Consider the following 14,558-nt stretch of genomic DNA (forward strand, 5'->3'; position numbering starts at 1 on the left):
GGAGTGGCTTACCAGCCGAAGCCGGCACCGACGCCGACCGAACTGTCGTCGCTGCTGAAGGCACCGCCGAAGGTGACCGTGGCGCGATCGCTGATCGCACGCTGGTAACCCAGCGACAGCGCCGATTCGCCGCCCTGGAAACCGATGCCGACGCCGACCCGGTTCTGGGTGCGGATGCCGGCGGCACTGGTGGCCATGTTGAGCATCGCCGCGCTCATCGCGCCCTGGCGGTCGATGCGGCGATCCATGTGGCGCAGGCGTCCATCGATCTCGCCCTTGAACACATCGAAGCTGTCGGCGACGGCCTTGACGCGGCTGTCGGTATAGCTGTTCGCCGTCGCCATGCCACGGTCCAGCTGGCCCTTGTTGACGGCGTCGGTAGCGGTGGTGCCGGCGGCGACGTTGGTGACCTGGCGCTCGTTGCCTTCGCTGCCCACCGACACCGTATTGGCACGATCGGCAACCGAGCCCTGGCCCAGCGCCACGGCATTCGCTGCTGTGGCAGTCGCGCCCTGGCCGATGGCCGTGGACGAAGCGCCGCTGGCCACGGCACCGTCGCCCATGGCAACGGCGTTGATGCCCGTCGCCGGGGTGCCGACCGGAATGCCCGCCCCTGCCGCAGCGACCGTCGGCGTGCCCTGCACGCGTGCGTTGCCCGCAGTTGCCGCGGCCGGTGCGGCATCGGCAGCTGCGGTTGCGTCGGCAAGGCTGGCCGAGGTGTCATCCAGCGATGCACTCATCGCGCGCAGGCTGGACGTGCCGGCACGCGTTCCACCGGCACTGCGGCGGTCGATCTCGCTGACCTTGCGGTCCAGCGCGCCCAGCGCATCTCCAACGTTGCTGTACGTCGCGCCCTGGATCACGTAGTTCGGCGCCACGAACACACCCTGCATGCCGACGCTGGCGCCACCGCCGAGGAAGCTGGCGGCATCACTGAGCGACTGGAACAGCTGCCCGCCATTGATCGCCTGGCGACTGCCGGCGGCGATGCTGCCCGCACCGACGTTGTCGATGGTGGTGCCCTGGAAACCGGACAGGGTCAGGCGATCACGGCTGGCGTCGTCATAGCCGACCGCGCTGGCCGCCGTGGTCTCGACCGTAGCGATGCGCGAGTCGAAATCACCGACGCGGGTTTCCACCGCGCCCACCCGCTGGTTGGTGACATTGAGCTGGGAGCCGGTGACCGCATCGGTGCTGCCGGCGCCGATGCGGCCGTCGGCGACATTGACGATCCGCCGCGTTGCCGGGCCATCGGTGCCATTGCCACCGCCCACCGACACCACGTTGGCATCCAACGCGCGCGAGCCCGCACCCAGCGCTACCGAATTCGCACCGGACGCACCGGCGCTGGTACCCAGTGCAAGTGCACCATTGCCGATGGCCATCGCGTTGGCACCCAGCGCATTGCTGCGTGCGCCGCTGGCGGAGGCAGCCGAACCGATCGCGCTGGCGTCACTGCCGCTGGCACTGGCGGTGCCCGCGCCGGTGGCCTTGACGTAACGCGCCGTGCCGTCGGCGGTCGCCGCGACCGCATCAAGCTGTCCACGATTGACCGCATCGGTGCGCTCGGTACCAGCAGCGACACGGGTGATCTGACGATCACTGCTGGCACTGCCGACCGACACGGTATTGGCACGATCGGCCACCGAGCCTGCGCCCAGTGCGATGCTGCCGGCCGCCGAAGCATTGGCACTGACACCCACCGCGGTGGCATTCGCTCCAGTGGCCTTGCTGCCGTAGCCCACCGCAGTACCCAGGCGACCACTGGCTTCGGCGTAGCTGCCCAGCGCCGAGGCGCCATCGGCCGAGGCGTTGGCGCGGAAGCCGCTTGCCTGCGACTGCGTACCGCTGGCCGTGGCCTGTGCACCACTGGCGGTGCTGTAGGCGCCCTTGGCCTGGGCACCGGCGCCGCTGGCGCTGGCACCGAGTTCGCTGGCGCTGGCACCGCTGCCCACCGCCACGCTGTCGACACCACTGGCCTGTGCGTTGTTGCCCAGTGCCGCCGCGTTGTTGCCGGTGGCCAGGGCATCGACGCCGACCGCGGTGGCGTTGACGGCCATGGCGTTGGCGCCGCTGCCCAGCGCGGTGGCGCCGTTGCCGATGGCGTTGGCCGCGTTGCCGGCAGCCAGTGCGTTGTCACCGTCCACCAGGGCACCCGCCTCGCCATCGGCATTGCCGCTGGCCTGGAACTGCCGGCTGGTCTTGTCGGCGACGCTGGCTACCGCATCCAGCTGGCCCTTGTTCACCGCATCAGTGGCCTCGCTGCCGGCTGCGACATGGGTCACCTGGCGTTCGCCACCGGCCTTGCCGACGGCCACGGTGTTGTCACGGTCGGCCTTGGAGCCGGCACCGAGGGCGACGCTGTTGCTGCCGTTGGCGGTGGCATTGGCGCCCAGTGCGGTGGCGCTGCCGCCGGCCGCCCACGAATTCCAGCCGATCGCGGTCGCGTAGTCTTCGGTCGCCCATGCACCGGCACCGAATGCCGCGGCACCGGTGCCGCTGGCACGCGAAGGGATCAGGCCGAAGAAGGTGCTGCCACCGATGGCCACGCTCTCCTCGCCACTGGCCTCGCTGGACTGACCCACTGCCACGGCACCGGCACCGGCTGCAGCGGCACCGAAGCCCACTGCGGTGGTGTTGGCGCCACTGGCCGCCGAGCCGTAGCCGAGGGCGGTACCGAGGCGGCCGCTGGCTTCGGCATAGCCACCTACGGCGGTGGTGCCATCGGCCGAGGCGGCACTGCGGAAGCCGCTGGCCAGTGCCTGCGTACCGCTGGCGTTGGACTCGGTACCGGTTGCGGTGCTGTACGCACCGCTGGCCTGCGCACGCGCACCCACCGCGCTGGCGCCAAGCTCGCTGGCGCTGGCGCCGCTACCAAGCGCCAGGCTGTCTTCGCCGGTGGCCTGTGCGGTACTGCCCAGTGCTGCAGCATTGTTGCCGGTGGCCAGCGCATCGATGCCGACCGCCGTGGCGTTGGCCGCCAGTGCATTGGCGCCGCTACCGAGTGCGGTGGCACCGTTGCCGATGGCATTGGCCGCATCACCGGCTGCCAGCGCGTTGTCGCCCTCGACCAGCGCGCCGGTTTCACCATCGGCGTTGCCACTGGCCTGGAACTGCCTGCTGGTCTTCGCCGCAGCTGCGGCAACCGCATCGAGCTGGTTTCTGTTGACTGCGTCGGTGCCCTGCGTGCCATCGGCCACGTTGGTGATCTGGCGGGTGTTGCCGCCACCGCCTACCGACACGGTGTTGTCACGGTCCGCGATCGAATCGGCACCCAGCGCCACGCTGTTGGCAGCGCGCGATTCAGCGGCGTTGCCCAGCGCGGTGCTGTTGATGCCACCGGACCATGCGCCGCCACCGACGGCGGTGGAGTAGTTGCCCGACGCTTCGGTGGCCAGCACGCCGAACAGCGAACCGCCGACGGCAACGCTGTTGGTGCCGGTGGCCAGGCTGCCCTGGCCGGTAGCCGTGCTGTAGGCACCGGAGGCTTCCGAATCACCACCCAGCGCCACGCTGTTGGAACCGGAGGCATTGGCGAAATTGCCGAAGGCGGTGGCGTTGAACGCCGAAGCCTGCGCATAGCCACCGATGGCGGTGCTGTAACCGCCCGTCGCTTCGGCACCGATGCCGAATGCTGCCGACGCGGTGCCACTGGCGACGCTTTCGCTGCCGACCGCGGTGGAGCCGCTGCCACTGGCATTGCTGAAGTAACCCACCGCCACGGCCTCCTCGCCGGAGGCATCGGACAGTGCACCGCTGGCGGTACTGCCGGCGCCACTGGCGATGCTGGCTGCGCCGAACGCCGCGCTCTGCTCGCCGCTGGCCTCGCTTTCCGCACCCTGCGCGGTGGCGTATTCACCGGTAGCCTGCGCGTTGGCACCGACCGCGCTGGCGTTGGCGGCGCTGGCCAGGGCGTTGAAGCCCAGCGCCTGCGCATTGCTGGCCAGAGCGTTGGCGCCACTGCCGAGTGCGGTGGCACCGTTGCCGATGGCGTTGGCCGCATCACCAGCGGCCAGCGCGTTGTCACCGTCGACCAGTGCACCGGCCACATCATCACCGTTGCCGCTGGCCTGGAAGAAGCGGCTGGTGGTGGCTGCTGCGCCCGCCACGGCATCCAGCTGCGCCTTGTTCACTGCATCGGTTGCCTGGGTACCGGCAGCGACGTTGGTTACCTGGCGCTCGTTGCCGGTGCTGCCGACCGAAACGCTGCGGGCGCGGTTGGCGACTGAGCCGGCACCCAGTGCGACGGCGTTGTTGGCGCTGGCGTTGCTGCCGGCACCGAGGGCGATCGCGCTTTCACCACCGGCCACCGTGTTGGTGCCGATGGCGATGCTGTTGAGGCTGTTGCCCAGCGCCTGGAAGCCCAGCGCCACGCTGTTGTCGCCATAGCCGAAGGCACCACGGCCGACCGCAGTGGAGCTGGCGCCATTGGCCCAGCTGTTGTAGCCGATGGAGGTCGCGCCACTTCCGCTGGCCCACGCGGCATTGCCGAATGCCGAAGCGTTGGTGGCCGTCGCCCAGGCACCGGAACCGAAGGCGCTGGCGCCGCTGGCCGTAGCCCAGCTGTAGCCGCCCACGGCGGTGCTGTCGTCACTGCTGGCGAAGGCGCTGTCGCCGACCGCGACCGCGTAGCCGCCGGTCGCACGCGACTTGCCGCCGGCCGCGAAGCTGTTGTCTCCGCTGGCCTTGGCGGCATTGCCGAACGCGCTGCTGGCGGCACCGGTGGCCTGTGCACCGCTGCCGACCGCGGTAGCGTCGGCGACCGCGGTGGTCCCCACCTGCTGCGCCGTGCCGTCTGCACCGATGATCGGCTGGTTGTACTCGTCGTAGGCCTGGCCGAGGCCGCCAATGGCAACTCCGCCATTTCCGCTGGCGTTGCTGTTGCGGCCCACCGCCACGGCATCGTCACCGATGGCCGAAGCCGCTGCACCATGCGCAACCGCGCCGGCGCCGATCGCGTTGCTTGACGAACCGGCCGCCACCGCCCCTTCGCCCTCGGCCAACGCACCGGCATCACTGCCTTCTTCCGGCTGTGCCTGGAAGAAGCGCGCGGTGCTGTCGGCGGTGCTGGCCACGGCGTCCAGCTGCGCCTTGTTCACTGCGTCGGTGGCTTCACTGCCAGCGGCAACGCTGGTGATCTGCCGTTCGTTGCCGGCGCTGCCGACCGCCACGCTGTTGGCGCGGACGGCTTCGGAGTTCGCGCCCAGTGCAACGCTGTTGGCACCGCGTGCGGTGGCGTAGTAGCCGACGGCGGTGCTCTGCGCGCCGCTGGCCCAGGTCTGCGCGCCGAACGCGCTGGCATTCTCGCCGGGGGCATAGGCGAAGTAGCCGACGGCGGTGGATTCCGCACCGGAGGCTTCGGTCAGGCTGCCGTTGGCCACCGCACGATCACCGCTGGCGATGGCGCCGGCACCGACCGCAGTGGCCGCTTCACCACTGGCCTGGGTCTGCACGAAGAACCCCAGGCCCGGAATCAGGTCGGCCGGGCCACCGATGGCCACGCTGCTGGTACCGGTGGCGTTGCTCTGCGTACCCAGCGCAGTGGAGTAGTCACCGATGGCGTTGGCGACCGCACCGAACGCGGACGATTGCGCGCCGGCCGCATATGCGCCGACGCCATAGGCCGACGCCGCGAAACCTCCGGCATCGGCACTCGCGCCCACCGCGGTACCGCCGACGCCGGCACTGGTGGCGCCGGTTTCCACCGGCACGCCGCCACTGGTGATCAGCGGGTTGCCATCCGCATCGACCGCGGCACCACCCACGGCAACGCTGCCTGGGCCATTGGCCTGCGCGTTGTTGCCGAACGCTGCGCTGTTCTGGCCCGACGCCAACGCGTTGTTGCCGACCGCAGTGGCGTTCTGGGCAATGGCATTGGCACCGGCGCCCACGGCGGTCGCGCCGTTGCCGATCGCATTGGCCGCCTCGCCGGCCGCCAGTGCCTCGTCACCTTCGGCCAGTGCGCCGGCATCGCTGTTGCTGCTGCCGTTGGCCTGGAAACGCTTGGCGGTGGCATCGGCCACGGCGGCAACGCCCTTCAACTGGCCGACATTGACCGCGTCGGTATCTTCAGTGCCCGCAGCGACGCTGGTGATCTGCCGGGTCAGCCCATACGCGGCGGCACCGACCGACACCGTATCAACACGGTCGGCCAGCGAGCCGGCGCCGAGCGCCACGCTGCCGGTGGCGACCGCCGCCGAATTGGAGCCCAGCGCGGTGCTGTATTCACCCACGGCGGTGCTGAACGCCCCCACCGCGATCGAGGCTTCGTTTGCGGCGGTAGCGCCGCGACCCAGTGCGGTACTGCCCGGGCCCATCGCCACGGCACCGCCACCCACGGCAGTGGCGCCATCGGCGGTTGCTTCGGACAACGCCCCCAGTGCAGTGGCTGCGCCATTTTCGCTGGCGGCATAGGCGCTGGCACCGACGGCGGTATCGCCGAGGCCAAACGCGGCCGCGCTCTGGCCAACCACCACGCTGGCATCACCGATCGCCAAAGCACCCTGGCCGAACGCGCTGGCACCGATGCCAGCGGCAATCGCCTGAGTACCGATGGCGGTCGTGGCATTGGCCAACGACTGTGCACCGGCGCCCACTGCAACCGCCCCCTGCCCGTCGATCTTCGCCGCGTCGCTGTCATCACCCGCGCCATCGGCCTTGAAATAGCGGTTTCCATCTGCGGCGACATCCGCCAGCGCGGCCTGCGTGGCGCGCGCCTGCGCATCCAGCTGCGACTTGTTCACCGCGTCGGTGGCCTGGGTGCCTGCAGCAACGTTGGTGATCTGCCGTTCCTTGCCGGCATCGCCGACGGACACCGTGTTGGCGCGGGTGGCCTTGGAGCCGGCGCCCAGTGCCACGCTGTTGGCGGCAGTGGCGCTGCTGTTGCTGCCGATCGCCACCGCATTGCTGCCCTTGGCGCTGGCCGAGCCTTCGATCAGGCACTTTTCCAGCAGCTTGCCGCTGAATGCGACGCAGGTGGCGCTGCCGCCGATCTGCACCGACTGTGCAGCCGCGGAGCCGCTCATGCCCAATCCCAATACCAGGCCCAGTGCCACCGCCAACAGGGCGGGCGTGGCCTGTGTCGTATCGCGGCGCTGGTCGACAACACCACCGCTGCTGTCGGAGGAGGCCAGTTCCGAGGCCACCACCAACTGACCCAATGCTTTGTTCCAGACCTTGCGATAAATCCGATTCATCGGTACGGCTCCTGATTGGACTGGTTTTGGGCAAAGCAACGCCACCGCCGGGCCTTCTGGCCCAACGTCCCCTGGGGGCGTTTATTCGCGTGATTTACTGCGGGGTATTGCCGAACGGCGCGCAGCGACAGAAAACCGAGCGCGTGCGCCGAGCGGTTACTGCGGAATGAATGGTTCTGAAACGGGGTTCAAGTGTTAACGGCAACTTTGCAGATCGTCAAGACTTTGACACGACAAATCCTATTGCCGTGAAGCAGTTCACCATTTCACGTGTTTATGAAAGTATTTTGTTAGATATGCGTGACGAAAGACTGGCGCATGAAAACCGATGTAACTAGCGGGCGCGACAGGGGTTTCACGCGCGCAAAGAAAAACCCGCCGGCAAAGCGGCGGGTTTCTCCATACGCGGTGGCATTGCGGCCTGCGCGGAACGATGCGATCAGCCGCACCACACCCGTGCGTTGCGGAACATGCGCATCCACGGCGAATCACCCTGCCATTCGGCCGGTGCCCAGCTCAGGTTGAGCGCGCGCGGGGTGCGTTCCGGGTGCGGCATCATGATGGTGACGCGGCCGTCGCTGCTGGTCAGGCCGGTGATGCCGTCCGGCGAACCGTTCGGGTTCAGCGGGTACTGGCTGGCGACCGCGCCACTGCCATCGATGTAGCGCAGCGAGACACGGGCGGCGGCCTGGTCGACCGCATTGTCGAACACGGCCTGCCCTTCACCATGCGCCACGGCCACCTGCAGGCGCGAGCCGGCCATGCCGCGCAGCAGTATCGACGGAGATTCCACCACTTCCAGCAGCGCGGTGCGGGCTTCGAACTGCTCGCTGGCGTTACGGCGGAACTGCGGCCAGTGCTCGGCACCCGGAATGATGTTCTTCAGCTGGCTCATCATCTGGCAGCCGTTGCACACGCCCAGCGCGAAGCTGTCTTCGCGCGCGAAGAACGCGGCGAAGGCATCACGCAGTGCGCTACGCTCCAGGATCGAGGTTGCCCAGCCACGGCCGGCACCGAGCACGTCGCCATAACTGAAGCCACCACAGGCCACCAGGCCGGTGAAATCCTGCAGGGCCACGCGGCCTTCGATCAGGTCGCTCATGTGCACGTCGAAGGCGCGGAAGCCGGCACGTTCGAAGGCGTTGGCCATTTCGATCTGGCCGTTGACGCCCTGCTCGCGCAGTACCGCTACGCGCGGGCGCGCACCGGTGCTGATGAACGGCGCTGCCACGTCTTCGTTGAGGTCGAAGCTGAGCCTGGGCTTCAGGCCCGGTGCGTTGAAGGCACGGGCGACGTCACGCTCGGCATCGGCATTGGCCGGGTTGTCGCGGCGCTTCTGCATCGCGTGGGTGACCGACCACCAGGCGTCGAACAGCGCTTCCCAGCGCCATTCGGCCAGGTTTTCGCCGGCCAGCGACACGCGCACCACCGGTGCGGTGGTCGGCTTGGCGATGCGCTGCGCGCATTCGGTCAGTGCATGGCGTTCGACCAGGTCGGCAAACGCGGCACGGTCTTCACGCGCGATCTGCACCACTGCGCCCAGTTCTTCATTGAACAGGCTGCGGAACGGATCATCGCCCCAGGCATCGAGGGTGATGTCCAGGCCCAGCCGCGAGGTGAAGGCCATCTCGCACAGCGCGGCGAAGGCACCGCCGTCGCTGCGGTCGTGGTAGGCCAGCAGCAGGCCGGACTGGCGCGCATCGCGGATCAGCTCGAAGAAGCCACGCAGGCGCTGCGGGTCATCCAGGTCCGGGGCGGCACCGGCGAAGGCCGGCAGGTCGCCGTGGTCGGCATGCACCTGGGCCAGGATCGAACCACCCAGGCGCTGCTTGCCGGCACCGAGGCCGATCAGCCACAGCTCGCTGTCCACGTCGCGATCGAGCAGCGGGGTCAGCTGCTGGCGCACGTCGGCGACCGGCGCGAACGCCGAGATCACCAGCGACACCGGCGACACGCTCTTGTGCGCTTCGCCCTGGTCGTGCCACTGCGCCTGCATCGACAGCGAGTCCTTGCCCACCGGGATGCTGATGTCCAGCTGCGGGCACAGTTGCATGCCCACCGCCTTCACCGCGTCGTACAGCAGCGCGTCTTCGCCCGGGTGGCCGGCCGCAGCCATCCAGTTCGCGGACAGCTTGATTTCATCCAGCGCATCGACCGGGGCCGCGCACAGGTTGGTCAGCGCTTCGCCTACCGCCATGCGTGCCGAAGCAGCAGCATCGAGCAGGGCCAGCGGGGTGCGCTCGCCGATCGACATCGCTTCGCCGGCCACGCCATCGAAGTCGGCCAGGGTGATCGCCACGTCGGCCACCGGCAGCTGCCACGGGCCAACCATCTGTTCGCGCGCGGTCAGGCCGCCGACGCTGCGGTCACCGATGGTGACCAGGAAGTTCTTCGAGGCGACGGTCGGGTGCGCGAGCACGCGCAGGCCGGCTTCCTGCAGGTCCAGGCCACCGGTCTTCAGCGCCGGCCAGCGCGGTGCCGGCGGGTGCGCGGTGTCGCGGTGCATCTTCGGCGGCTTGCCGAACAGCACATCCATCGGCAGGTCGATCGGTGCATCGGCCGGGGTGTGGCCCGGCACGGCACCGTAGGCCACCACCAGGTGTTCCTCGGCGGTGGCCACGCCAACGGCAGCGAACGGGCAGCGCTCGCGCGCGCACAGCGCGGCGAACTCGGCCAGGCGCTCCTGGGCCACGCCCAGCACGTAGCGTTCCTGCGACTCGTTGCACCACAGCTGCATCGGCGACAGCGACGGATCATCGGTGGGCACCTTGCCCAGGTCGATGACACCGCCGACCTTGGAGTCGTGCAGCAGTTCGGGGATGGCATTGGACAGGCCACCGGCACCGACGTCGTGGAAGAACTTGATCGGATTGTCGGTACCCATCGCCACGCAGCGGTCGATGACCTCCTGGCAGCGGCGCTCCATTTCCGGGTTGTCGCGCTGCACGCTGGCGAAGTCCAGATCCTCGGCGCTCTCGCCGGACGCCACCGAACTGGCGGCACCTCCGCCCAGGCCGATCAGCATTGCCGGGCCACCCAGCACGATGACCGCGTCACCGGCCTGCAGCTGGATCTTGTCGACCTGCACGCGATCGATCGCACCGAGGCCACCGGCCAGCATGATCGGCTTGTCGTAGGCACGCACCAGATCGGCGCCTTCAGGCAGCTCGAAGCTGCGGAAGTAGCCGAGCAGGTTCGGGCGGCCGAATTCGTTGTTGAACGCAGCACCGCCGAGCGGGCCGTCGGTCATGATTTCCAGCGCCGGTGCCATGCGCGGGTTCAGCGCGCGCGGCGCTTCCCACGGCTGCGGCAGCTCGGGAATGCGCAGGTGCGAGACCGAGAAACCGGACAGGCCCGCCTTCGGCTTGCCACCGCGGCCGGTCGCGCCTTCGTCGCGGATCTCGCCACCGTTGCCGGTCGACGCGCCGGGGAACGGCGCGATCGCGGTCGGGTGGTTGTGCGTTTCCACCTTGATCTGGAAGGCGCTGGGTACCTGCGGCTCGCGGCGGTATTCGCCACTGGCCGGGTCCGGGCGATAGCGCGACGCCGGATGACCTTCGATCACCGCGGCGTTGTCGCTGTACGCGCTGAGCGTGTGCTGCGGGGTCTGCTGGTGGGTGTTCTTGATCATCCGGAACAGCGAGCGGTCCTGCTCCTGGCCGTCGATGGTCCAGCTGGCGTTGAAGATCTTGTGGCGGCAGTGCTCGGAATTGGCCTGCGCGAACATCATCAGTTCCACGTCGGACGGCGCGCGGCCCAGCGCGGTGAAGCGTTCGCGCAGGTAGTCGATCTCGTCCTGGGCCATGGCCAGGCCGAGGCGCTGGTTGGCGGCCTCCAGCTGGTCCACCGGGACGCGTTCCAGTTCGCCACGGGCCGGCGCCGAGAACAGCGCCTGACCCTGTTCCACGGTCTCCAGCACCGACTGCGTCATCGGGTCGTGCAGCGCCTTCACCAGCGCCTGCTGGGCGGCGGCATCGGCCGGCCAGCCCTGCACGTCGATGCGCAGGCCACGCTCGACCCGGCTCACCGGCTGCCCGGCACCGCGGACCAGCTCGGTGGCCTTGCTCGACCACGGCGACAGCGTGCCCAGGCGCGGCACCACGATGCGGCTGACCGCGCCTTCGGCCACGGCTTCGGCCTGCGGCGCAGCTTCGAGGATGCGGCACAGCGTGGCCAAGTCGGGGGAGGCGCTGCCTTCGGGCTGCACGAAGTAGACGTGCCAGGCACCGCTGATGCGCAGGGAGGGAGCGATGGACTGCAGGCGGGATTCAAGACGTTCGCGGCGGAACGGCGACAGGGCGGGCGCGCCCTCGAGGACCATCATGTCCGGGGAACCGTAGTTGGGAAACGGGCCCGACATTGTACCGGAAGCGGGGGAAGGGCTTTGGCCGGGCGGCGCCCGGCACCCGCGGTAGTGCCGGCCGCTGGCCGGCAACCCCAAAGGCCAAAGCAACAGCAGGCAATACGTGAGCTGGCGGGGCGGTGGGGGCCAGCAGGACACGCCGTAAACCCATCCCTGGGGGCTCGATGGCGCCATCCATGGCGCCAACGGTCCTGCCAGCCCCCACCACCCCGCCTCCGACAGATCTCCGCCATCTGCCGGAACTGCACGGGGTCGGATCCCGTTGCTTCGCAACGGGCTCTGACCCTGGATTTGTTGCGATATCTGATGGATCCATCCACGCATGGCGTGGATCTACTGTCGGTCCCGAGAACGGGTAGATCCACGCCATGCGTGGATGGGAGCGAAGCGACCGGCTTTTGCTTTTGATTTTTTGTTCTGTCTTCCGTGGCTGGCCGCGCAGGAACCTGTCCGTGGCCGGGTGGGTGGGCTGCGCAGGGGCGTAAGCGCCATGGATGGCGCGCCCGAGCCTACAGGGACGTATTCACGGCGTCCCCTGCGCAGCCCACCCACCCGGCCAACCTCCAGAAACCCGCTGTTCGCGTAAAGCCCCAGCCACGAGGGGCTCCGCCGCTGGCCGCCGACCGCGCGCAGCGTCGCCCTCCGCCCGAATCCCGGAACCATGCGCTTGCTCACGGATTGACCACGCGATTGATGACAACGTTGTCCCAACCTGGCGCCGGACTCTCTCCCCGGCCTCCCAGGTACCCCGTCCGCCCCCTCCGTCGCCTTCCCGGGCGACGCCCGGACCTGCGTCACGCGCGGCGCCATCGGGGCCCGCGCGCCCTTTGATCGGAGACTTACCCATGTACGACCCGATTGTGCGCAGTGCCGAACGTTCGACCCGAAGCTGTCGTCCCCGCCGCCTGGCCTGGCTGCTTGCCCTGGCCGCCGGCGCCGCCACCCTGCCCGGCCTGGCGCAGGCCGCCAGCTGTGCCGGCGTGGCCCAGTGGGACCAGGCCAAGATCTACCGGGCCGGCGATACCCTGCAGAAAGGAGGCGTCCTCTATCGGGCGAACCAGGACATCTGGAACGCGCCGCCGGACCATCCGGCCGGTGCGCCCTACTACACCAACCTCGGCGCCTGTGATGGCGGCGGCGCCAACCAGCCGCCAGTGGTCAGCCTGACCTCGCCGGCCAACGGCGCCACCTTCAGCGCCGGCAGCACGATCAACGTGACCGCCACCGCCAGTGATCCGGACGGCAGCGTCGCCAAGGTCGAATTCTTCCGCGATGGCAGCACGCTCGGCGTGGCCACCAGTGCGCCCTATGCGGCCAGCTGGGCCAATGCCAGCGCCGGCAGCCACACCCTGCGCGCGGTGGCCACCGACAACAACAACGCCACCACCAGCACCCCGACCATCACCATCACCGTCAACGCCGCCGGTGGCGATACCACCGCACCGAGCGTACCGGGTGGGCTGGCGGCCGGAACGCGTACCGCCAACAGCATCGCGCTCAGCTGGAGTCCCTCCACCGACAACACCGGTGGCAGCGGCATGGCCGGCTATGACGTGTACCGCAACGGCAGCCTGGTCGGTTCGCCGTCCAGTGCCAGCTATGTGGATGGCGGGCTGACCGCGTCGACCACCTACCGCTACCGCGTACGGGCCCGCGACAACGCCGGCAATGCGTCAGCGCAGGGCACCGAGATCAGCGCCACCACGCTGGCCGGTGACGGTGGCACCACCGGCAAGCGGGTCATCGGTTACTTCACCCAGTGGGGCATCTACGGGCGCAACTACCGGGTCAAGAACATCGACAGCAGCGGCTCCGCCGCACGCCTGACCCACATCAACTACGCCTTCGGCAACGTGCGCAACAACCGCTGCGAAGTGGGCATCACCCAGCCATCGGATCCGAACAGCGGTGCCGGTGGCGATGCCTTCGCCGACTACACCAAGGCCTTCAGTGCCGCCGAGAGTGTCAGCGGCAGCGCCGATACCTGGGACCAGCCGCTGCGCGGCAACTGGAACCAGCTCAAGCAACTCAAGGCCAAGTACCCGGGCATGAAGGTGCTGATCTCGCTGGGTGGCTGGACCTGGTCGCGCGGCTTCTCCAGCGCGGCGCGCCCGGAAAACCGCCAGGCCTTCGTCGCCTCGTGCATCGACGCCTACATCAAGGGCAACCTGCCGGTGACCGACGGTGCCGGTGGCGCCGGTGCCGCGCTGGGCGTATTCGACGGCATCGACATCGACTGGGAATACCCGGTGGCCTGCGGCATCGAATGCGGCAAGCCGGAAGACAACGCCAACTTCACCGCGCTGATGGCCGAGTTCCGCCGCCAGCTCGATGCGGTGCGTCCGGGCCTGTTGCTGACGGTGGCGGTGGGTGCCGGCATCGACAAGATCCGCGTCACCGATCCGGCCGCGTACCACCCGTACCTGGACTACATCAACGTGATGACCTACGACTTCCACGGCGCGTGGGATGCGAAGACCAATCACCAGTCGGCGCTGTTCGATTCGCCGAATGATCCGTCCACCGGCGACCAGAAGCTGTACAACAGCAACGATGCCATCGAGGCCTTCATCAGCCGTGGCGTGCCCGCCGCCAAGCTCAACCTGGGCATCGGCTATTACGGGCGTGGCTGGACCGGCGTGGCCAATGCCAACAACGGCCTGTACCAGACCGCCAGCGGCGCCGCTCCGGGCACGTATGAAGCCGGCATCGAGGACTGGAAGGTGCTGAAGAACCTGGCGTGGCCGGGCTATACCGACAACACCGCCGGTGCCACCTGGATCTACAACGGCAGCACGCTGTGGAGCTTCGACACGCCGGCCAACATCACCCGCAAGATGGGTTACGTGAAGACCCAGGGCCTGGGCGGCGCGTTCGTCTGGGAGTTCAGCGGTGACGATGCGCAGGGCACGCTGACCAAGGCGGTCAGTGATGGCCTGAAGTAAGGAGAAAAAGCCGGGGATGCGACACGCATCCCCGGCCTCGAATCTGTAGAGCCG

General features: G+C 68.8%; 3 protein-coding genes. 1 reads left to right on the plus strand and 2 read right to left on the minus strand.

Features of this window, described 5'->3' with window-relative positions; translation table 11 throughout:
• Nucleotides 1-8 precede the first annotated feature (8 nt).
• Nucleotides 9-7,196 (minus strand): ESPR-type extended signal peptide-containing protein, encoded by a 7,188-nt coding sequence (locus B9Y64_RS04805; RefSeq protein WP_100439682.1) that lies wholly within the window; start codon nucleotides 7,194-7,196, stop codon nucleotides 9-11.
• Nucleotides 7,197-7,635: 439 nt separating this feature from the next.
• Complete coding sequence (gene purL, locus B9Y64_RS04810; RefSeq protein ID WP_100439683.1) at nucleotides 7,636-11,520, minus strand: phosphoribosylformylglycinamidine synthase; 3,885 nt, start codon at nucleotides 11,518-11,520, stop codon at nucleotides 7,636-7,638.
• 884 nt (nucleotides 11,521-12,404) lie between these two features.
• On the opposite strand from purL, the gene B9Y64_RS04815 reads away from it, so the two are divergent.
• Nucleotides 12,405-14,504 carry a glycosyl hydrolase family 18 protein gene (locus B9Y64_RS04815; protein ID WP_100439684.1) on the plus strand — a complete coding sequence of 700 codons (2,100 nt, stop codon included), beginning with the start codon at nucleotides 12,405-12,407 and terminating at the stop codon, nucleotides 14,502-14,504.
• Nucleotides 14,505-14,558 lie beyond the last annotated feature (54 nt).

This window comes from Stenotrophomonas maltophilia (assembly GCF_002799245.1).
In the GTDB taxonomy this organism is placed as follows: domain Bacteria; phylum Pseudomonadota; class Gammaproteobacteria; order Xanthomonadales; family Xanthomonadaceae; genus Stenotrophomonas; species Stenotrophomonas maltophilia_S.

What these genes read in the sequence shown, in the direction of transcription:
- purL (WP_100439683.1), bottom strand. Translation starts at nt 11,520, where the DNA reads ATGATGGTCCTCGAGGGCGCGCCCGCCCTGTCGCCGTTCCGCCGCGAA.
- B9Y64_RS04805 (WP_100439682.1), bottom strand. Translation starts at nt 7,196, where the DNA reads ATGAATCGGATTTATCGCAAGGTCTGGAACAAAGCATTGGGTCAGTTG.
- B9Y64_RS04815 (WP_100439684.1), top strand. Translation starts at nt 12,405, where the DNA reads ATGTACGACCCGATTGTGCGCAGTGCCGAACGTTCGACCCGAAGCTGT.